At 41.4% G+C, this 21,764-nt stretch carries 13 protein-coding genes and 1 pseudogene; 7 read left to right on the forward strand and 7 right to left on the reverse strand.

Annotated elements, in window-relative coordinates; all coding sequences use genetic code 11:
- The first annotated feature begins 141 nt into the window (after positions 1-141).
- The 7 genes from V7K73_RS20325 (at position 142) to V7K73_RS20355 (ending at position 11,264) form a co-directional block, all read left to right on the forward strand.
- Positions 142-2,913 carry an MGH1-like glycoside hydrolase domain-containing protein gene (locus V7K73_RS20325; protein WP_334882453.1) on the forward strand — a complete coding sequence of 924 codons (2,772 nt, stop codon included), beginning with the start codon at positions 142-144 and terminating at the stop codon, positions 2,911-2,913.
- Positions 2,914-3,443: 530 nt separating this feature from the next.
- Entirely contained in the window at positions 3,444-3,980 is a 537-nt protein-coding gene (locus V7K73_RS20330; protein WP_334882455.1) for a methanogen output domain 1-containing protein, read from the forward strand.
- A gap of 255 nt (positions 3,981-4,235) precedes the next feature.
- Positions 4,236-5,573 carry a PAS domain-containing sensor histidine kinase gene (locus tag V7K73_RS20335; protein WP_334882456.1) on the forward strand — a complete coding sequence of 446 codons (1,338 nt, stop codon included), beginning with the start codon at positions 4,236-4,238 and terminating at the stop codon, positions 5,571-5,573.
- A gap of 279 nt (positions 5,574-5,852) precedes the next feature.
- Positions 5,853-6,134, forward strand: a complete 282-nt coding sequence (locus V7K73_RS20340) for a hypothetical protein (RefSeq protein ID WP_334882458.1) — start codon at positions 5,853-5,855, stop codon at positions 6,132-6,134.
- A gap of 59 nt (positions 6,135-6,193) precedes the next feature.
- Entirely contained in the window at positions 6,194-6,862 is a 669-nt protein-coding gene (locus tag V7K73_RS20345) for a sigma-70 family RNA polymerase sigma factor (RefSeq protein WP_334882460.1), read from the forward strand.
- Complete coding sequence (locus V7K73_RS20350) at positions 6,863-7,822, forward strand: DUF1822 family protein (RefSeq protein ID WP_334882462.1); 960 nt, start codon at positions 6,863-6,865, stop codon at positions 7,820-7,822.
- 424 nt (positions 7,823-8,246) lie between these two features.
- Positions 8,247-11,264, forward strand: a complete 3,018-nt coding sequence (locus tag V7K73_RS20355) for an S-layer family protein (protein ID WP_334882464.1) — start codon at positions 8,247-8,249, stop codon at positions 11,262-11,264.
- A gap of 197 nt (positions 11,265-11,461) precedes the next feature.
- Here the strand turns inward: V7K73_RS20355 and V7K73_RS20360 are convergent, their stop codons facing one another.
- The 7 genes and pseudogenes from V7K73_RS20360 to V7K73_RS20385 all read right to left on the reverse strand — a co-directional run bounded on the left by V7K73_RS20360 (position 11,462) and on the right by V7K73_RS20385 (position 21,677).
- Positions 11,462-12,790 (reverse strand): ATP-grasp domain-containing protein, encoded by a 1,329-nt coding sequence (locus tag V7K73_RS20360; RefSeq protein WP_334882466.1) that lies wholly within the window; start codon positions 12,788-12,790, stop codon positions 11,462-11,464.
- A 220-nt stretch (positions 12,791-13,010) separates the two neighbouring features.
- Entirely contained in the window at positions 13,011-14,390 is a 1,380-nt protein-coding gene (locus tag V7K73_RS20365) for an ATP-grasp enzyme (protein ID WP_334882468.1), read from the reverse strand.
- 135 nt (positions 14,391-14,525) lie between these two features.
- Positions 14,526-15,554, reverse strand: coding sequence for a D-alanine--D-alanine ligase family protein (locus V7K73_RS20370; protein WP_334882470.1), 1,029 nt, complete (start codon positions 15,552-15,554; stop codon positions 14,526-14,528).
- A 376-nt stretch (positions 15,555-15,930) separates the two neighbouring features.
- Positions 15,931-16,764 carry an O-methyltransferase gene (locus V7K73_RS20375; protein ID WP_334882472.1) on the reverse strand — a complete coding sequence of 278 codons (834 nt, stop codon included), beginning with the start codon at positions 16,762-16,764 and terminating at the stop codon, positions 15,931-15,933.
- Between the two features lie 4 nt (positions 16,765-16,768).
- Positions 16,769-17,998, reverse strand: a complete 1,230-nt coding sequence (locus V7K73_RS20380) for a sedoheptulose 7-phosphate cyclase (protein WP_334882473.1) — start codon at positions 17,996-17,998, stop codon at positions 16,769-16,771.
- Between the two features lie 1,438 nt (positions 17,999-19,436).
- Positions 19,437-19,613 (reverse strand): annotated as a pseudogene (locus V7K73_RS29930) (IS701 family transposase); the annotation flags it as partial.
- 213 nt (positions 19,614-19,826) lie between these two features.
- Entirely contained in the window at positions 19,827-21,677 is a 1,851-nt protein-coding gene (locus tag V7K73_RS20385) for an ABC transporter ATP-binding protein (RefSeq protein WP_334882475.1), read from the reverse strand.
- Positions 21,678-21,764 lie beyond the last annotated feature (87 nt).

Consider the following 21,764-nt stretch of genomic DNA (forward strand, 5'->3'; position numbering starts at 1 on the left):
GCAGGGGGCAGGGGGCAGGGGGCAGGGGGCAGGGGGCAGGGGGGCAGGGGAAGAAATTTTATCAAGTTGTTATCATCCCTTGATTTAGCAATGCCAGAAATTGCAAATTAATCGTCACAGAGATCATAAAAGGAAACGAAAATGACAGAGATTCTAGAGACAGCAGAAGGAAAAAGATTACTAGAAGACCGCGACAAAAAAAAATATTGGAAGCGGTGGGGTTCTTATTTGAGCGATCGTCAGTGGGGAACAGTAAGAGAAGATTACAGTGCTGATGGCACTGCCTGGGATTACTTTTCTCACGATCAAGCTCGTTCCCGCACCTATCGTTGGGGCGAAGATGGAATTGGTGGGATTAGCGATAATTATCAACGAATTTGTTTTGCGATCGCTCTTTGGAATGAAAAAGACCCGATTCTGAAAGAAAGGCTATTTGGTTTAACCAACAGTCAGGGCAATCACGGTGAAGATGTCAAAGAATATTATTTTTATCTTGACAACACTCCCACGCATTCCTACATGAAATTTCTTTACAAATATCCGCAAAAAGCTTTCCCTTACAGCCAATTAATTGAGGAAAATAGACATCGAAAAGCAACCAATCCCGCAGCTTTAGAATATGAACTAATAGATACAGGGATTTTTGATGATAATCGTTACTTTGATGTTGTTGTAGAGTACGCTAAAAATTCTCCAGAAGATATTCACATCAAAATTAGTGTTACTAACCGAGGATCAGAAACCGCCAAACTGCATCTTTTACCAACTATTTGGCTTCGCAATACTTGGTCTTGGGGGTATGAAAATCAAACAAAAGAATTTAAATATCTGCAAGCTATCAAAACTGACTCGAACTTAAGTGTCATAGAAGCTGTTTATCAAGATAATGATGAAGTTAAAAGTTTACGCAAAGGATGGCTTTATAGCGAAGCCCCTAAAGAACTTCTGTTTACAGAAAATGAAACAAACAAGAAACGATTTGGATGGGGTGAGAATTCTGGCCCCGTCAAAGATGGCATAAATGATTACATTGTTTCTTTCGGAAATGAAAAAACAGTAAATTCTACTCAAAAAGGGACAAAAGCCGCAGTTCATTACGACTTGACAATTAATCCAGAAGAAACCAAAGTAGTTAGACTACGGTTAAGCGATGCAAATTTAGATTCTCCTTTTGGTAATGATTTTGAAACTGTACTTCAAACTCGCCAGCGCGAAGCCGATGAATTTTATCAAGCTGTTTGTCCTTCTGATATTTCCGAAGATATGCGAAATGTGCAAAGACAAAGCTTTGCTGGTATGTTGTGGAGCAAACAATATTATCACTATGTAGTTTATGATTGGCTCAATGGCGACCCCACTCCACCAAAGCCACCAGAACAACGTAAATTGGGCAGAAACCGTGAGTGGGATCATTTATTTAATGAAGATATTCTTTCCATGCCAGACGCATGGGAATATCCTTGGTTTGCTGCTTGGGATTTAGCTTTTCATACCGTTACCTTGGCACTAATCGATCCAGAATTTGCCAAAAGGCAATTGTATATATTTACCCGCGAATGGTATATGCACCCCAATGGTCAAATACCCGCTTATGAGTGGGCATTTGGTGATGTAAATCCACCTGTTCATGCTTGGGCTGCATGGCGTGTTTACAACATAGAAAAAGACATGTATGGCAAGGGTAAGGGTGACAGAAAGTTTTTGGAAGAAATCTTTCAAAAGTTATCTATTTATTTTACTTGGTGGGTGAATCGTAAGGATGCTGAAGGCAACAACCTTTTTCAAGGTGGATTTTTAGGATTAGACAATATTGGAGTTTTGGATAGAAGCAATATTCAGATTCCTAATGCAATCATAGAGCAGTCTGATGGTACTAGCTGGATGGCAATGTACTGTCTAAATTTGCTAAAAATAGCCACGGAGCTTGCCAAAGAAGATTCTAGCAGCGAGTCTAGTAGCAAGTATAGAAGCGAGTATGAAGATATGGCTTCTAAATTTTTCCAACATTTTCTACTCATCGCTGATGCAATGAATAAAGTCGGTGGTACAGGCGTAGATATATGGGATGAAGAAGATAAGTTTTACTACGATATTCTTAAAGCTCCTCCAGGTGTAGTTGAGGGTGCAAACAGTGAAGGTGTACTGTTAATGAAAGTGCGGTCAATGGTCGGGTTAATTCCGCTTTTTGCTGTAGAAACAATTGAAAAAGAGATTGTCGATAAATGTTTATCTTCAGATTTCAAAAAGCGGGTTTATTGGTTTATTAACAATCGCCCCCAACTTACTCAACACGAAAATGTTTCTGTCCTCCCCAATCAAAAAGGACTTTATTATTTGTCGCTGGTAAATAAAGAGCGGCTCCAATCCATTTTGGAGCGTCTGCTGAATGAAGCAGAATTTTTGAGCGATTATGGTATCCGAGCTTTATCAAAATCTCATAAGGATCATCCTTATGTCTTACGGGCAAATGGACAAGAGTATCGAGTAGAATACGAACCAGCAGAATCAAAATATGGAATGTTTGGTGGAAATTCTAATTGGCGCGGGCCTATTTGGTTTCCTGTGAATTATCTGATCATTGAATCTTTGTTGAAGTTTCATGATTTTTGGGGAGATGAAATCAAAGTTATGTGTCCTACTTCTTCGGGTGAAAAGAAAGAGATGAATTTGCAAGAAGTGGCAAATGAATTAAGCCAAAGGCTGATCAAAATTTTCCTGAAAGACCCAAATGGCAAGCGGCCTGTTTATGGTAGCTCAGAAAAGTTTCAAACCGACCCACATTGGCGTGATTTGATTCTGTTCTATGAATATTTTCATGGCGATATTGGTGCAGGTATTGGTGCTAGCCATCAAACCGGTTGGACAGGTTTAGTAGCTGAATTGATTCAAAACTCATCGAAAGACTTTACATAATGTGAGTTCGGGATAATAAATGGGGCAAAACAGATAAGTAGGTTAGCGAGAAAAAACCAAACTATGTAACGAAAAGTAAAATATTTGGATTTGGCTCGTAGTTGCGCTGTCTTCGCTAAAGCGCAACTACAAACCAGTAATGATTATTTGCGCCGACTTGCTTAGGCTGAAGGTGTTAAATTCTCAGCGATGTGCTTGCTTTATGTTTACTCTTAAGTTCCATATTTATAAAACCTCGATCAAAGTGTCGCTATCCAGTTAGGAAAAATTAACAGCCTGTTTTCCCAGCCTGAATATTGAGACGATAGCCCACACCCTATACGCCTCATAACTTAAGACTTGTTTAACTTCAACTAATATAAGCCGTATAGTCAACCCAGTTTATTTAAGTTAGTTCTGTAGCCAATTAGGGAAAACTATTCTTAGTAAACATGGTACTTAATTAAGAAATTTTGGTGTGTCACTAACTTTCGCTTAACTAAGCGCCATTGATGCTTGTCCTATCTAAAGATTTAGGAAATAAAACCATCATGGCTCACATATCTTCGCTCAACGAGCAAATAGAATCCTTAGAATTACCAATCGAGCGCGATCAGTTTTTGCGTACAATGATTCGAGAATTGGCTGGAACCCTACAAGATGTCGTTGGGATTGAACAGGCAGAAGGATTTTTGAATGTGGTCGGCTATCGAACAGGTCAACATGTCAATCATACATACCAGAACGCTTTGCAACTGTCAAATCTTTCTCGTAACCAGGTAACTGCCGTCCTCATAGATTGGAAACGCCGGATTCAAGGTGACTTTTACGTGATTGAAGAAACTGATGAGAAGATCGTTTTAGGCAATCGCAAATGCCCCTTTGCAGAACAGGTAGAAGGGCGCGAAGCCATGTGTGTCATGACATCTAATATTTTTGGCGCAATCACAGCCGACAACCTGGGCTACGCTAGAGTAGAGTTACAAGAAACGATTGCTAGAGGCGCACAAGAATGCAAAATCGTCATTCATCTCAAACCTAGCGAAGTATTAGACGAGTTTGTAACACAGGAATACTTTAAAGCATAGTAGGCTCATCAGGCGGGACATTTGCAGACTATAACCCTTTCTGTGTAATATGTCCCGGCTGAAGTTGATGCCCCAAACCATACCTTATCCGATATTGCCATAGAATGTACTGTTTGAGATTTCTGAAATAGCTTTGTAGTCTAAGCTTTTAATCTAAAATCTAAAATTTAAAATCCAAAATTACTATTACTCTCTTCACTTTTACCCCGTCAGTGCTATGAGCAACGGTAAAGATCCCTGCTTCAGTACCTCTAGATGATGACACCCGAGCAATTTTTAAAGTTTGCCCAGGTTTTACCAGAACCTCTGCTTCTTGTGACTAGCGCAGGTGAAATTTTAGCAGTTAATCAACCTGCTGCCAGACTCTTTAACAAGACTAGTAAAGCACTGATTGGTCAATGTCTTACCGAGTTTGTCACTGAATCTTCAGAAAAGGTGATCGACTATCTTCGAGTTTGCTCCCAAAGTCGGCAAATGATTTTGGGAGCTTTAACTATCCACCAAGGGCAAGGAGAGGGAATTGTTTGTCGTAGCCAAGGATCTGTGATCGAGCCGCGATCGCCAGAAAGCCCAGCGATCAATTTACTGCGGTTAGAAAAGCGAACCAGCGATCAATTCGTGATCCTTAATCAAAAAAATGATGCTTTAAGTAAAGAAATTCACCAACGCCAACACATTCAGGCAGAACTCGCACAATCGAATGAAACTTTAAAACAAACTCTGCTCAAACTGCAAAATGCCCTTGAAGTTGTCCAAACAGAAAAGATGTCTGGGCTAGGACATTTAGTCGCAGGGATTGCCCATGAAATTAATAATCCGATTAGCTTTATTTATGGAAATCTGACTTATGCTAGTGAATACTATGATGATTTACTGAAACTGATTCAACTTTATCAGCTAGAATATCCCAATCCGAGCCGAGTGATTCAGCAAGAAATTAAAGCCCTGGATCTTGACTTTATTCGACAGGATATCAAACAATTACTCCACTCAATGCAGACAGGTTCCGAGCGGATTAGCGAGATTGTTAAATCTTTGCGAAACTTCTCTCGATTAGACGAAGCAATATTTAAGGCAGTTAATATTCATGAGGGTTTAGAAGCTGCATTGATGATTTTACAAAGTCGTCTCAACCCTAACAAACGGCATTCTGGTATTGAAGTGATTAAGGAATATGGAGAATTGCCTTTGATTTCTTGTTCTGCTGGGCAACTCAATCAAGTGTTTATGAATATCCTGAATAATGCGATTGATGCTTTAGAAGAAGTTGAACAAGTGCAATGGTCTTCGACCGACCGTAGATCATCGCAAGAAGTAATACAAAATCATCCTCGTCGGATCTCAATTCGCACGCAGAAACTAAACGATCGCTACATTGCAATTTTCATCAAGGATAATGGTAGCGGAATCCCCGCTCACATTCATCATCAGATATTTAATCCCTTCTTCACCACTAAGCCAGTCGGTAAAGGAACAGGATTAGGATTATCGATTTGTTACCAAATCATCGACAGGCATAATGGTCGAATTAATTTGATATCCGATCCAGCTTGGGGAACTGAATTTAGCATTGAGTTGCCCATTGTTTACTGAAAACTCAGAGAACTACGCCCTGACGGGGCTGACAATTAACAATTCACGCATTCAAAAATTTTAGACATTACATAAGGAGATTTAAACCCCGATTGAAATGGATCGGAGGCAGGGCTATTTCATTCTATTTTTACGGCAGTTTTTAGGAATCTTTTTCAGAAAAATAAGAATTTAAACGCGATTTAAGTTGAGAACCGTAGTTTTTGCCCTCACCCTAAATCCCTCTCCCAAGTCTGGGAGAGGGACTTTGAAAACGTCACATTTTAGAATGAAATAGCCGTGGATTCCCCGACTTGTCCCTTGCGCGTCTCCCCTTGGGAGAAGCAACTGGCGCGACGCAGAGAGAGAAGAAATAGAGAGAGTTCTGCGTCAGTTTTGGAACATTTTTTTATTTGGAAGTCCCTAACACTTTTTTTATGCGAAGTGGTTGATTTTTATTACAAAACTTTACCAAACAGAAATCAGCCAAATATGAAGCGAATGGCGGCAGCACAGCAGAAAATTGTGTTTGCAAAACCTTTAAATGTAAACATTCATGACAAAAAGAATGGTTTTGCGTAAAATTTAGGGCTAGAGAGCGAGACAAAAATAGAGATTCACCTTCGCTTTTGGAGTCTCAAATGGATCATCCCGAACAAGATAAATTAGATTCACATCTACTACAACTAGCTATTTTAGCTCAACAATACCCCCCGCGATCGCCAGAACGGCAACTCGCTTTAACGAAACTGATTAGTGGCATTGTGCGCTCCTGTAGGCTTTGCCATCCACAAAAAAGCCAATTTCCAGCAGCTGTCTATGAAAATATTTATGATGAAGCACGTCAAGAACTCTTACTTTATATTTGTGAAAAAATTGAAAAGTATGATGCAGAACGCGGTAGCGTCATGGCATGGGTTAATGTGCTTTTGGAACGGCGATTTTTTAAAGATGCAATTAAAAAATTTCAGAATAATACATCAAGCATAAAAATAATAACAATCTCTGACCTTGATAATCTTATTGCCTCACCGGAAGAATCAAAAAATATGACATATATCCTGAAAGAATGTATAGAATCAGACCCAGAAAATGTTTTTCAAAATGAACATATAGGAAAATATCCTCAAGTTAACTTTCAAGCATTAGCGACGCGACGACTGTTGGGAAAATCATGGAAAGAGATTTCGGCGGAATTTAAAATAAAAATCCCTACAGTCAGCAGTTTTTATTACCGATGTGTAAATAAGTTTTCTTCAAACTTAAAAGAGTATTGTGTTAACAATGTAGATGAAATTAGAGATTTATAAATGATGAGAAACCTTTCAGAATCTTTAACCTTTACTGTACCTATCAGTTTGTCAGATCGCACATTAGCAGAACAGTTTCGCTCTCAGCATAGAAGTCCCGAAAAAGCCAAGCAGGTTTATCTCAATACTTTAGCGGTATCTGCGGTAAAATTCTACCTGCGTTGCATGAAAGTTGAAACAAATTGGTCAGCAAGTTTAAGTTGGAACCCAGCAATGCAAGCAGTAATGGACGTTGCTGATTTACAAGTCATTGGTCAAGGTAAGATCGAATGCCTTGCGGTATTACCAGGCGAAAAAGTGATTCATATTCCACCAGAAGTTTGCTCAGACAGAATTGGCTATGTAGCTGTACAGCTTGATGAATCGCTAAGAGAAGCAACTCTGTTAGGATTTATTAAAATGGTGAGTGAAGGTAATTTAGTACCTTTAAGCGAGTTGCGATCGCTCGAAGAATTCATCCTCCAACTGAGTCAAACGTCTGAAAAACAAAAACCACCAATTCACTTGAGTAAATGGTTAATGAATGTTGTTGATATTGGTTGGCAAACGATTGAGTCGCTTTTGATTCCCCAAGCAGCCGAGCGAGCTTTTACATTTAGGTCTGCTGAAGAAAGTTTACCTCAAAAAGCCGAAAGTTCAACTATTAGTGTGCAAAAAGGTATCCTGGTGGACTTAGGGCGACAATCAGAAAGTAAACCAATCGCTTTAATAGTTGAACTGATACCCATTTGTGAACAAGAAATAAATATTTTTGTAAAAGTGTGTCCAACTAATAGCCAAAAGTATCTGCCAGAAGAACTTGAAGTAATGGTGTTGGATGATTTAGGTACTCCTGTGATGCAAGCTACTGCCAGAAACACTAAAAGTATTCAACTAAACTTTAGTAGCGAAGTAGGAGAGCGTTTTAGCATTAAAGTTGCCTTGGGTAATGTCAATTTTATAGAGACTTTTCTAGTCTGATCAGTACAAAAAAGTATAGCGGTTCCCATTCAGATGCGGTACAACATTATATCGCTAGGTGTAGGGGCTTGTCTTAGACCATTGGTGTCAACTTAAGTCTAGAAATGGCTTATCTGTTGGCTTTCTCACCCGCCCTGAACTGAAGTTCATGGCTCATAGCTCAAGTCTACTGAAGTAGACTAAAAATTTTTGGGGATATTTAGTCATCAAGAGATGACTTTAGCTATAAGAGAGGAACTTTAGTTCCTTGCAAGACAAGGCTTTCACGTTAAGTTGACACCAATGGTCTTAGACAAGCCCCTACGGATGTACCTCACATAAACGAGAACCGCTATATTACTGGCTATTTGGAAATGGGTGTTAACGATACGACTATTTTGGGAAGCCTAAGTCTAAACGGTAAAGGAGTATTTAGATGAAAGCGATGTCTAACGACAAGCCCTTCGGGTTCGGGGGTTTGCAATCGACGGTAACCGCCAAGACTGCGACCCCCTCACTGCGAAGCGTCCACGCATTGCTCAGAGGATTCATAAGTGGGTTATTGATTATGGGGATATTACCTGCGATACTCCTTTGGAGTCGCTCTGCGATCGCTCAGGTAACTCCCGACGGTACTCTCAAGACCAGCGTCTCTCAAAGTGGTAATCATTTCACGATCACTAATGGTACTGCCGCAGGTAGTAATTTATTTCACAGTTTTCAAGAATTTTCTGTACCTATTGGTGGTTCAGCCAGCTTTAATTTAATCAATACGCCCAATATCTCTACCATCTTCAGCCGCGTTACCGGGGGTAATGTCTCCAACATTAATGGACTGATTCAAACTATCAATAGCAACAACCCTGTGAGTTTGTTTTTAGTCAATCCTAATGGTTTAATTTTTGGTGCTAACGCTCAACTCAACATCGGCGGCTCGTTTGTTGGTACAAGCGCTGACAGTATTAAATTTGCCAATGGTGCAATATTCAGCAGCAGTAAAACGCCCTTACCATCAGCATTACTGACAATCAGCGTACCCGTCGGGTTGCAATTTGGTCAAGGTAGGGGAGCGATTCAAGTGCAAGGTAAGGGTAATGATAGCATTGTTCCTAGCAAAAACTTAGGAATCATCGCCAGTCCTGGAAAAACCATCGCCCTTGTCGGCGGCGATGTCAATTTTGACAGTGGCGTGATTACTGCACCATTTGGACGGATTGAGGTGGGTGCAGTAGAAAGTGGTACAGTCAGCCTGACACCCAGCGTGGCAGGTTGGGAGTTGGGATACGCTCAAGCCCAAAAACTAGGGGACATCAACTTCACAAACCGCTCCTCGCTGTGGAATCCTTATCCTGTAGGGAATCTCGCTGGGGGTATTCAAGTCGTGGGCAGGGATATTCGCCTCGACCAATCCCAAATTGCCGCAGCCACTGCGGGTTCTGGACAGGGTGGTAATATTACAGTAAATGCAGCGCGATCGCTCTCTTTGGGTGGAGTAAATGCCAATGCTCAAGCTCCCAGTGCTTGGATTGTTAATCAGGTAGGGCCCAAAGCGACGGGGAACGGGGGAGCAGTGAATATTCAAGCAGCGCAGTTGACTTTGCAAGATGGCGCAGCGATTGAAACCCTGAGCCTGGGTGCAGGAGCAGCAGGCAAGGTGGATGTAAGAGCAGATATCATTACCGCCAGTGGTACAGTGCCTGTCAAATCTCCCCTAGCACCAACTGGGAGTAGCAGTAGCCGTATCACTAGTGAAACTTATGCATCAGGAGCCGGGGGAGATGTGACTGTAGGGGCGCGGCAACTGACTTTTAAGGAAAGTGGTGTAATTTCAACGACTGTCTTTCCTGGGGCTACTGGGCGTGGGGGCAATATATTTGTGAATGTGGGAGAAGATATTACTGCCACCGCAGCACATCCTTTGAGTTTAACTCCTAGTGGAATTGGTGCTTACACATCAGGAATTGGCAATGGCGGCAATATCGATGTCTCCACAGGGACATTGCACCTTTTAGATGGAGGAGAAATTGTCGCCTCTTCTATTCGGTTGGCGGCAATACCTGGGACAGGTGTCGGCAATGCGGGTGGTATAACCGTAGTAGCACGGCAATCTATAGATATGGTGGGTGCATACCCAATCTCACCAACCTTAATTAGTGCTATCGGTAGCTTTACTACAGGCTCTGGGAATGGGGGTAATGTGTCTGTGACTACGCCAAAGTTGACGCTACAAGCAGGAGCCATCTTATCAACAAGTACTCTGCCAGTGTTTGGCATATTTGGCGACGCTAAACAATCCAATAATTTAGGAAATGCTGGCAACCTCACCGTGAATGTAGCAGATCGCCTCAGCATGACTGGCATAAATCGGTTTACAAAAGCTCCGACTCTTCTGGGAAGCAATACATTGGGCAATGGTAGAGCTGGAGATGTGACAGTTCAAACCAATCACTTGGTCATCCAAGATGGTGCATCAATTAACACCATCACCCAAGCCACAGGCAATGCAGGTGCATTAACTGTCCAAGCAAATGATATTTTAATAGAAGGGGAGAATATCTTGCGTTCTTCGATCATAGCTAGCGCACCTATTGCAAGTGAGACTACTAGGCAATTTTATGGTTTACCGAACGCTCCTACGGGTAATACGGGTAAGTTGAGCATCACAACTAAGAGCCTGACACTGCGCGATCATGGACGCGTGAGCGTCACCCACTCTGGAACAGGCAACGCCGGACAGTTAAGCATCCAAGCAGATCAACTGTCTATAGATAACGGTATCATTCGGGCTAGCAGCATTTCTGGTGAAGGTGGTGATATCAATTTGGATATCGGAAACGTCCTTTTGACGCGTAATGGTAGTACGATCACCGCAGAAGCAGGTGGCAGTGGCAACGGTGGCAACATCACCATTAAGGCTCCCCTGATTGTCGGGTTAGAAAATAGCGATATTATTGCCAATGCTTTTCAGGGCAAAGGTGGCAATATTCAAATTACCACTCAGGGGATTTTTGGTCTAAAATATCGCACTCACCTTACTTCCCAAAACGATATTACTGCAAGTTCCCAATTTGGAGTTAATGGGAACGTGCAAATTACTAACCCTGATGTCAATCCTAATTCTGGGTTGATGCAACTCCCTGATAATTTAGTTGATGCATCTAAGCTTATTGCTACAGGCTGTGCGAATACAAATGCTAGTAGTTTTGTGGCAACGGGGCGGGGTGGTATTCCTCAGAATCCCAATCAGCAAGTGATGAGCGATCGCACTTGGGGGGATATCCGCGACATCTCTGCTTACCGTAAAATTGGCAACACCACCGCCCAAATATTAACATTTCCAGAGGTTCTAGTCCAAGCTACTTCTTGGCATCGCAACGCCGAGGGCAAAATTGAATTAATTGCGGCTCCATCTTCTACATACATGCAGCAATCTTTAACCTGTGTTGCGGTTCCCAAAAGTTAACAGTTCATAGAACCTCACTGTTGTGGTAATTCTCCCAGAGTTAAAGAGCGATGCTTGTGTAAAAAATCAGTCTGTCTATAGCCTTGATTTCCCGTAGGGGCAATTCATGAATTGCCCCTACATTTCGTATGTAATGCGTAAGTCCTAATGATATAAGTGGTGCTTTAAAAGCAGCTAACGGTGGCTTGATTTTGGTATCACTCTATAAGCTCGCCCATATTAAAATCTATTCTTATCCAACCTTTGAGTCTTCGTAAGTTGTCGAGAATCAGTAAGGGAATCTGCCAGTGATGTACCATCAGGAAGGGTAAGGGATCGCTCACCTCAAAAATTGCTTCTTTCCCCCGCCTGATGTTTCTTACCCAGGTTTGCAGTTGCTTAAACGATCTAATCTCATTTAGCCGCCAAACTTCGTGGTACAGCCAATAGGTTGGTTTACTATCAGCAAGAGGCTGCAAAGATTCAACCTCTTGCTCTTTACCAAGATAGGCATCCGCTACTCCAGGATGATTGTAAAACATAGTAATGGCGGAGTGAGTCCGGGGGTTACACTCAATCGCGTAAACAGTTCCGTCTTCTGCTTCGATGAAGTCAAAGGAAAGTTGCCCGGTTTTTCCCAGTTCTTTGGTAAAATGACTCGCCCATTGCATAATTTCTTGCCGATCAACGTTTTCGTAGTTGACTTGAAAGGCGGATGACTCACAGCAGCAGTACATTCTTGACTCTCCATTTCGCGCGGTAGTGTGAGTGCAGTATTCCTTTCCAGGGATGAATTCCTGCATAATCCAGGGGTTCTCCTCACTGATGGGTAGACTCTTGACAAATGCTGCTGTTTCTGATTGGGTATCGCAAGGTAGTTTGGTGAGATTCAAGCGACGCACTTGATCGTAGGGGATGCTTTTAAGAATGTATTTGCGCTTTTCTTTTGAAAAGTCGAAGTTGATGACTTGTTCGGGATCGGTAATTTTGAAAGATTTGGGGACAGATAAACCGAACGATCGCGCTGTTTCGGAAAAGGTAAACTTATCATCCAGCATCTTCGTGACATCAGCATCGAAGTGGAAAAACTCTACAAAGTGTGGTAATGGTGGCTTACCTCGATCGTAGTGAATGACGGAAAAAATTGCTACCGGGATAAAAAAGTCGATCTTTTCTGTTTTTGCGATCGCGTGTAGGGTTTCAATATAGCCTTCTAAGTCTTTCCTGGGATCGGGAACAGTATAAAAACCTGCAACAGAGTTGGAATATTTATTACCACTTAACCAGTATTTGTCAATATCAATTATAATCACCCGATGCCCAGCAGCATGAAATGAACGCGCTAGCTGAAGAGTTTTAGTCATTCTAGCGCCAGCAATCAAGATATTTTTGGAATTGGGGTTAACAACAATTGACTTACTGAATGGTTGCTTAAGAAAGCTCCACAGTAGGGATATTAAGACGACGATGCAGTTTAAGGGAAATGCGATCGCCAGTAATACAAGAGTCCCCAAGTTTTGGAAGACTACAAAAATCTGCTTTCTCATAGTTATAATTGTGACATCAAAGATTGCATTATTTCCTCGTCAAATATTTTTTAAACAATTGCAACTGCTTTAACGAGCTAAGGGACTGACAAATAAAAAACTCTCTCTTCCTCATTCTTCTGTGTCTCTGTGGTTCGTTTCATTTGGGTAATTTATTTCTTGTCAGTCCCTAATTTGATTAAGTCTCTATTCGTGTTCAAGCCAATAACTAGGCTTACTATTACTTAGAGGTTGCAGAGGTAGAGGTTTTATATTTTACGTCTTCTCCAAACTGGATGAGTTTGCCGATGTTGAAATCAATCCTCACCCAAGTTCGTAAGGAGCGCAAACTATCGAGTAATAGCAAAGGAATGTGCCAATGATGTACCATTAAAAATGGTAGTGGGTCGTTAACTTCAAAGATTGCATCCTTTCCTTGCCAAATATTTTTAAACCACTTTTGTAACTGCTTTAGCGATCTAATTTCATTAAGTCTCCAAAGTTCGTGATAAAGCCAATAAGTAGGCTTACTATCACTCAGAGGTTGCAGAGGTTCGGCCGGAGGCTCTTTACTAAGATAGGCATCCGCTAAACCAGGATGGTTGTAATACATTGTAATTGCAGAGTGAGCGCGAGCGTTGCATTCGATCGCATAAATCGCCCCATCTTCCGCCTGAATGAAGTCAAAACAAAGTTGTCCAGTCAGTTGTAGTTCTTTGACAAAATGACTCACCCACTCTTTAATTTTTGGGTGTTCAAAGTTTTCGTAATTGACTTGAAAAGCAGACGATTTACAGCAGCAATGTACCGTTAATTTTCCATTTCTCACTGTATCGTGAGTACAGTATTCTGTACCGGGAATAAACTCTTGCAATATCCAAGGGTTATCTTTACTAATTGGCTTACTTTTAACATGAAGCGCCATTTTTTCGTGAGATTCCATTGGTAGCTTAGTCAAATCCAAGCGTAAAACAGAGTCATAGACAATACTTTTGAGAATGTACTTGCGCTTTTCGTTGGCAAAGTCGAATTCAAGAACTTGTTCGGGATCTGTAATTAAGAAGGTTTTCGGGACAGATAGCGAGAGTGAGCGAGCAATTTCAGCAAAGGTAAACTTGTTATCCAGCATCTTCATCGTATCAGCATCGAAGTGGAAATTCTCGCAATAGCCTGATAAGACTGGTTTGCGATCGCAATCAAAGTAGCTGGCAGCAAAAATACCTACCGGGACAAAAAAATCTATGTTTTCTTTTTTGGCGATCGCCCGCACGGCTTGAGTATAGCCTTCTAAGTCTTCTTGCGAGTCAGGAACTGTGTAAAAGCCAGCCACAGAGTTAGAAAATCGATAACCACTGAACCAGTATTTATCGAGATCGAATAAAATGACTCGATGCCCAGCCGCGTGAAATGAACGCGCTAGCTGAAGGGTTTTGGTCATTCTACCACCACCGATCAAGATATTTTTACGATTCTCGTTCAAAGCCACAAGATTAGCATCCGATCGCCTGAAAAAATTCCACAGCAGCGATGCGAGTACGACGGTGCAGTTAAAGGGAAATGCGATCGCCAGTAATGCAAGAGTACCCAAGTTTTGGAACATTGCAAAAATCTGTTCCCTCATAGTTGTAATTGTGACATGATAGTGGAACCTTTGGCTGGTGGCGAGTCTGAGGTTAAAAGTTCTATTACTTGTCGCTAGCGAAGACCTTGTGCTATTCCAACACAAAATAAAGCTAAAAAGATGATTTGCCGCACATTATATCGCGCCCAACGCTTCATTGATCGCCGTCATAAATAACTCATTTAAAGGAATTCCGGCTGCGTTCGCCGTACAGGCAATCACGGCGTTGTGGTCAAAAATACAAAACAACCCGGCTTCTAAGAACCAAGGTTGTCCCTGTGGGTCGATCCGGAAGTCAAATAAACTATAATGGCGACAGCCCAAAGCCAAATGACACTTTTTAACTTCTTCCTGAACCTTTTGGGTGATCGGGTCATTAATATCTACAATCCAACCTGGAACATAATTTTTAGCAGTTGAATCCAAGTCGCCCTCAATTGGTATTTTGAATTTGTCAGTATAACTGCGGATGGGTCTTACTTGGGAGTCTATCTGATACTCTTCAAGGGGTAAACCGATTAGCTCCCCATCTTTGACAATAGCGCCACATCTGACTTCTCGACCGGCTTCAATGAATGTTTCTACAATCACCTCCGAAGCAAATTCAAATGCTTTCTTCAAAGCAGCGTCATACTCACTCTTTTCTTTGACTAAGGACACCCCTAAAGAGTTGTCAGCATTTGCGGGTTTGATCACTGCTGGAGGTGTAATTGTCGGAACGTCTCCTTGGCGGAGCAATTCTCCATTCGGCACTTTCACCCCTGCTGCTGCGACAATTGCTTTGGTTCTGGCTTTGTGGGCCGTGATTGCCATGACATCTGGAGTATTGCCTATATAAGGGATCTTCAGCAAGTCGAATAATGCTCGGTAGTCAGTCATTCCAGGCAGACAAAACATTTGTGGCAACATCAGGTCAATGTTTTGGGCTGTTATAAACTGTATGGCATCTGATAGAGGCATCGGTTTGGCGATAGCAATATCTTCTAGACTGAGAGAGGAAGGAAATCGCCACTGGCCATCAAGTGTGATGTATGCAATCAGAAAGTCATAGAGCGATGGATTTGCCGTAGCTACCAGACAGCTTTGGGCGTAATTGCGTGACAACTGACAATAAAAATCATTGTATGCAGATCCAACTAAATGAAGGATACGAAGTACTGGCATGATTCATCTTCTTAAATACTGTTGTATTTTATTAGGACTTACGCAAGGCAGTAAAAGCCTTGATTTACTGTAGGGGCAATTCATGAATTGCCCCTACATTTCATAAGTAAGTGGGCGCAAATACTCATCACTGGCTCGTAGTTGCGCTTTAGCGCTAAAGCGCAACTACGAGGCAAATACAGAGATTTTACTTTTAGTTACATAGTTTGGTTTTATCTTGCCTACCTACTTGCGTAAGTCCTGTATATAACAACTGCGATCGCAAAAAAAAAATACCTTGGGGGAGATGAAGAAGCAAGCGAAAATTATTCCTTCTTATCTTCTTCATCCCTTTGAAGTTTAAGCCAAGGCTCAGACTTCTCTGCTCATCTCTCAATTAGACAACGCGTCTAATCAGGGTTACACCATCTCGGATGGGTAAGAGAACTTGCTCGACACGAGGATCGGCGGCGACAACACGGTTGAACTGAGCGATCGCTTCACCGTTGGCGGTGCGTTGTTCTGGTGGTAAGTAAACTTCTCCCTGCAATAAAGTATTATCCACGCAGATTAACCCGTCAAGAGCCAGTAAGTTATGAGCCAAAATCGTCTGGAAGTACTCTACATACTCTTTTTTATCGGCATCAATGAAGATTAGATCAAATACTTCTTTTCTGGCTACTAGCTTGTGGAGTGTCTCTAGAGCGGGTGCTACTTCTACGACAATTTTTTCGCCGTGGGGAGACTCACTAAAGCAACGCACAGCAAATTCAGCGACATAGGGATCTACTTCGCAACCGATGAGTTGCCCATCACTTGGCAATGCTTCTGCCATTGCCAAGGCTGAATAGCCTGTGAACATTCCTACTTCTAGAATGCGCTTTGCCTTGGTGATATGAACAAACATTTTTAATGTCTGTCCTTCAAGATGTCCTGAGAGCATTTCTTGCTCTAGCTGACGGACTGTTTCACCATCACTGAAGCGTTTGCTCCAGTCTTCAATGCTAGTTTTTTGCGCCAATGCTGTCAATGCGCTCGATTCTGGTGTGGTGCAATCATCCAAGTAGGGATCTAAACCCGCGGCTAATTGAACTCCCTGGCGCAGAGAATCTAATATCTCTACAGGAATGTTATTCTCTTGGGCTAATTTGAGAGTTTCCTGTAGCTGGGCTACTAAGATGCTGTGTGGCGTTATTGGTCTAGCTGTTTCTTGTCGTAAAACACTGGTCATGTTTTCACACCCCCAAGAGCTTGGCTTCTTGATTTTCAATGTATGCGTCAACCCCTTCTCCGCCACGAGGGTATTTAGCACAAAGATGTTTGTGTTCAACTAAGGCAGCATCAAGTTCTTCACGAGTCAAATCATTGACAAAGAAGCACTCACCAATAGGACAAGGCATGGCTGCACGTTGTTTACCATCTCGTGTCAGGCTAATAGACTGGGTAGCATACCAGAGCAAATCTCCATCTAATAGAGGATGATCGAGTGATAAACCGATACGACTCATCAAGTCTAGGATGCGATCGCGCTCTCCTGTTGGAATATAGCCCCGTTGTGCTGCAATGGTTGCAGACAAAGCCATATCTATATTCACCGCGTGACCATGATAAAGGGGTATGTGAGGTGCTAATTCTAGGGTAGGACTCCAAGTGTGACCGTAGGCAATGACGCGATCGAGGTCTATTTCATGCAAGTTAGGAGTCTCTAACTCCAGCATGGTTTTGATAGCTTCGTAGTTGAGTTTATGGGCAATCTCTTTAATTTCCGGTGTACCATTCACATGTCCAAAGTGAGTCGAAAGCAGTTCTTCGCCATATTTGTATAGCAGTTCAAAGACTTCAGAGTTAGAAACTACCGCAATTTTCACCAACTCTGCCATCCCATTACGAACTTGAGCCGTTGGCAAGGTTTTCAAAAATGAGAAATCGAGGATCACTTTTAAAGGTGCATGATATGCTCCTAAGCGATTTTTTTCCTTACGATGATTAACTGCAACCTTAATTGCTACACCTGCATCGATTAAACCAATCAATGTGGTAGGAATACGGATGTAGTTACTCTTGCGACGGTAAGAAGCGCAAGCAAACCCAGCCACATCAGTAATTAGACCACCACCAACGACTAAGACTGGTTCCTTACGAACTAAACCAAAGTCGGAAAAAGCGTCAATAATTTTTTCAAAAGTTGCAAGGGTTTTAGCTGGCTCTGTAATGATGATCGAAAATACTGTCAGTTCAATGTCATAGTGTCTAAAATATGACCTGATCTGTTCGCCATAAAGTTCATGCACATTGGCATCAATTACAGTTAGACAGCGACCAAATTTCGCATAGCTATCTGCTATTTCTCTGTTGTTAATATCAAAAGCACCGTTCACATAGACAAGACTAAAATCGATTTTCTCGTACCCTTGTACGTGAAACGCAGCTTCGGTAGCTTCAAATGATGCTTGAACTTTATTCATGTGTGTTGACCTTATTCCAATTAAAAAATTGTGAGACGGTAATAATTCCGATTTACCCTCATGTATGCCAGCAAGAAATTATGCTCTTTATCCTTTCAGATTAAAAACAGTACAAAATTAGCTTTCTGTAAAAAGCTAAGGTTTATTGCTGACTGGCAATGTTTTTAAACAACACCATTCATTTGAGTAAATTCTATAGATGGGTCAACCTTTAATTCGGTATAACCTCAAACTAGTCAAATAGCCCCATTCGCAATATATTGGCATAATATTTGCCTGTTTCTTCCGGGAATTATTAACTTTCAACTTGGGAAGTTAATCTGAATTCAGATTTATTCCACTATATTTAAATATAGTGGTTTTCCAACTGTACGATTTTGCAAAAATTCTAGTCTGCAAAACTGATTATATCGTATATCTCCAAGCTTCAATTTGAGATTAGAACCCTGATTAATTGTTAGTCCGCTGTTTTTTAACATTAGTATCAAGCCTCGTATCACTAAACTCGCTACATTCTATTTAGTTTAGAATGACAGTGGATTTTTAGGAAGTTTATCTGAATCTTTTTTAACTCTACTATGTTCGTCTATCGCAACTTTCCGAATATTAAACTTTGCAGAACTCATATTTTAGTAAAATACTTATATTGTCTATTTCCAGCCTGATATTTGAAATTACAGACATGATTAATCCTCCGCTCCCTGTTTTTTTCGATTAGTCTCAAACCCTAAAATGGTTAAAAACAAACATGATTCACTTCATTCTATTGAGAATAACCGTAGAATACCTCACTCAGTTAAGTTACTGTTCAGTATTTAACACACATACCTCAGTAACTCCTGAAAATTCAGATTTTAATTAAATGTATCTGAGTTACTAGTAACAAAAATTTATATTTTATAAGGAACGGTTGTGTGTGTTAAAAGTTTCTAAATTTGCTTATATTGCCTTTTTAGTCGTAAATTAAGCTAAAAAAGCTTAAATAACTAACTATTTACTAGTTGTAAACTTAAAATACAATACAAATCATAACATTAGAATAATACAAATCATAACATGTGTAAATAGATTTCAGTCAATCCACCATGCGAAGTGTACTATTTAACAAAAAATTTTAAAAAAAGTATGTCTAAAGATAGATATTTTCTACAGCAGGCATATCTCATATCTAAGGTATTTAGCAATAATAAAATCTCTCGTCGATAAAAACTCTCAGGTAAAAACTCTGCTGATAACATGGTTGATAGCATTTCACTTTAATAATGATACAAATACCCTGCTGTTTGGGCATGGCAAAGACAAGCCCCTACGATAAATCTATATGTATCAAGGCTTTCGTGAATTGGTATGACTGTTTCTGAAGCGAATTTTGAATATTTTAAACAGCTGCTGTTCTATGAATCTACTGAAACCGCAGAAGAATTATTTAAATCAGGACTTACGCATTGACAGTAACCTGACTATGTGTTTTCAAACCTACCTTTTGTTTTAGATGTTTGAGGATAAAGTCACGAGCTAGTTGAAGAGACAAATTTCTCTGCACTTCGTACCAGTTTTCAATTAACTCTTCAGTTCGGATTAATTCTAGTTACGTAAAGGCGCGGATAGCTTGGTAGTCGCTCTGATAGTCTGAACCAGACAATTTGGATGCGTTCTGCCTGTGTTAAAAATTAGAAAGAGAGGAGCCGATTGCAATTCTTTCCAAAATTCAGATCATGCTATTTTTGCTCCTAGTTGTCCGTTTTGCAGAACAAAAGAAGCTAGGCAGGCGTTTAGAGACTTGCGCGATAAAATACCAACTTGCAAAGAAAGAGAAAATTACTCAAAACTATCCTGTTTGTAGTTCAGATATGTTGTGATTATTGGCTTCTACAGGCAAGAATCCACCTGCCTGCATTTTCCATAATTTGTAGTAAGCACCACGGCGTGACAGCAGTTTGGCGTGATTACCATCTTCGACGATGCGCCCTTGGTCGAATACTAAAATGCGGTCTAGATGTGCGATCGTAGATAACCTGTGAGCGACGACGATAACGGTTTTCCCATCCATCACTGAATCTAAAGTATCTTGGATCGCTTTTTCGGTGATAGAATCAAGACTAGAGGTGGCTTCATCCAAAATTAGGATCGGTGCATCTTTGAGAATCACGCGTGCGATCGCAATTCGCTGTCTTTGTCCTCCAGAAAGCTTGATACCACGTTCGCCCACTAAAGAATCATACCCTTCCTTAATCTGAGCGATGAAATCGTGAGCATAAGCCTTGCTTGCTGCCTCCATCACTTCCTCATCGGTTGCATCTATGCGTCCATAACGAATATTTTCTATCAATGTCCGATGGAACAGAGACGGATCTTGCGGAATCAAGCTGATCTGGGAGTGTAGGGCATCTTGAGTCATATCTTGAATATCCACCCCATCAATAAGAATCTCTCCGCCCAAGGGATCGAACAGACGCAAAATTAAATTCACGAAGCTGGATTTTCCAGAACCAGAGAAGCCAACCAGTCCGACACGCTCACCCGGTTGGATGGTGATAGAAAGGTTGTCGAAGACTTTTCTAGCAAGGGAGTAGCTAAAATTTACTTGGCGAAACTCAATTTTTCCTTGGGTGATGGAATGAGCGATCGCACTCTCCCGATCAATAATCTCGTGCGGTTGAACGATAGTAAAGACACCATTAGCAATATTGCCGATATGTTCAAAAAATTCTAGAAAGCGTCGGCTCAAATTGCGGGCTTCACTGATGATCAACAGCGATATGCTAGTTGCCACAACAAAGTCAGCAGTAGCAATCAGTCCTTGACTCCATAAGGAAAGCGAGTAATACAGAGTGCCGATTTTCAGAACTGCTGCTGAGATAAACTGAAACCAGCGAATTCGCTCCGAGTACCAGTTGGAAGTTCTCACCTCTTTGAGTTCGCGCCTTAATTGTTCATTCAAATAGCGTCGTTCAAAACCCAGGCGAGCAAACAGTCGGCTACTATTGAGATTTGTTACCGCGTCTACAATGATACCAGTTGTCTCACTTCTTGCGGCTGCGGCTTTGCGGGAGTGAATTCGGCAGTGAGTTGCCAGCCAAAAGGAAATACTGACGAAAAGAACTGCCCACACACCCACAAATGCAGCAAGGGGAGGATAGGCGCGATACAGTAAAATAGTAGAGATAATATAGACAATAATCACTGACATAAATTCAGTAATCAGCATTTGCATTGTTTGCGTCACACCCAAAGAAGTTTCGCTGATGCGATGTGCCAATGACCCAGCAAAACTGCTGCTCAGGTAGCGATGGGAGTGATGCTGCAAGTAGGCATATAAAGAGCGGACGATGTGCTGTCGGTGGATCGGATGGACGATTGTCTGCAAGAGTCCAGATGCTCGCCCGAATACCACTTCACCCAAACTCAAGGCGGTGAAAAGCATCAGGGGTTGGCTTACGGCATCAAAAATTGACTTGCTGTTCCCTGTCGATCGCGTTACGCTCCGAATGATCTCACCAATGGCATAAGGTAACATGATCCCACAGGTCGCATGAAGTGCCTCCAGAATCACCATTGCCACGTACCACCACCGGAAATCATTGACAAAATGACAAATGAACCTGAAGGTCGTATCAGGTAAGTTGGGCGCATCGGCAGCACGTTGAAAGGATTGGGATTTTCTGGATTTTTTCGTCATGAAAGTCCCTCTTGAAGCATCATGTTATACCAATTCGTAATTCGTAATTAAGAAAGTCAAATTTAATCTAGGTTTGACAAGTCAATT

This window comes from Nostoc sp. (genome assembly GCF_036916975.1).
Classification (GTDB): domain Bacteria; phylum Cyanobacteriota; class Cyanobacteriia; order Cyanobacteriales; family Nostocaceae; genus Nostoc.

Excerpts from the sequence above, each read along its gene's own strand:
- V7K73_RS20325 (WP_334882453.1), top strand. The coding sequence starts at position 142 with ATGACAGAGATTCTAGAGACAGCAGAAGGAAAAAGATTACTAGAAGAC.
- V7K73_RS20330 (WP_334882455.1), top strand. The coding sequence starts at position 3,444 with ATGGCTCACATATCTTCGCTCAACGAGCAAATAGAATCCTTAGAATTA.
- V7K73_RS20335 (WP_334882456.1), top strand. The coding sequence starts at position 4,236 with ATGATGACACCCGAGCAATTTTTAAAGTTTGCCCAGGTTTTACCAGAA.
- V7K73_RS20345 (WP_334882460.1), top strand. The coding sequence starts at position 6,194 with ATGGATCATCCCGAACAAGATAAATTAGATTCACATCTACTACAACTA.
- V7K73_RS20350 (WP_334882462.1), top strand. The coding sequence starts at position 6,863 with ATGATGAGAAACCTTTCAGAATCTTTAACCTTTACTGTACCTATCAGT.
- V7K73_RS20355 (WP_334882464.1), top strand. The coding sequence starts at position 8,247 with ATGTCTAACGACAAGCCCTTCGGGTTCGGGGGTTTGCAATCGACGGTA.
- V7K73_RS20360 (WP_334882466.1), bottom strand. The coding sequence starts at position 12,790 with ATGAGAAAGCAGATTTTTGTAGTCTTCCAAAACTTGGGGACTCTTGTA.
- V7K73_RS20365 (WP_334882468.1), bottom strand. The coding sequence starts at position 14,390 with ATGAGGGAACAGATTTTTGCAATGTTCCAAAACTTGGGTACTCTTGCA.
- V7K73_RS20370 (WP_334882470.1), bottom strand. The coding sequence starts at position 15,554 with ATGCCAGTACTTCGTATCCTTCATTTAGTTGGATCTGCATACAATGAT.
- V7K73_RS20375 (WP_334882472.1), bottom strand. The coding sequence starts at position 16,764 with ATGACCAGTGTTTTACGACAAGAAACAGCTAGACCAATAACGCCACAC.
- V7K73_RS20380 (WP_334882473.1), bottom strand. The coding sequence starts at position 17,998 with ATGAATAAAGTTCAAGCATCATTTGAAGCTACCGAAGCTGCGTTTCAC.
- V7K73_RS20385 (WP_334882475.1), bottom strand. The coding sequence starts at position 21,677 with ATGACGAAAAAATCCAGAAAATCCCAATCCTTTCAACGTGCTGCCGAT.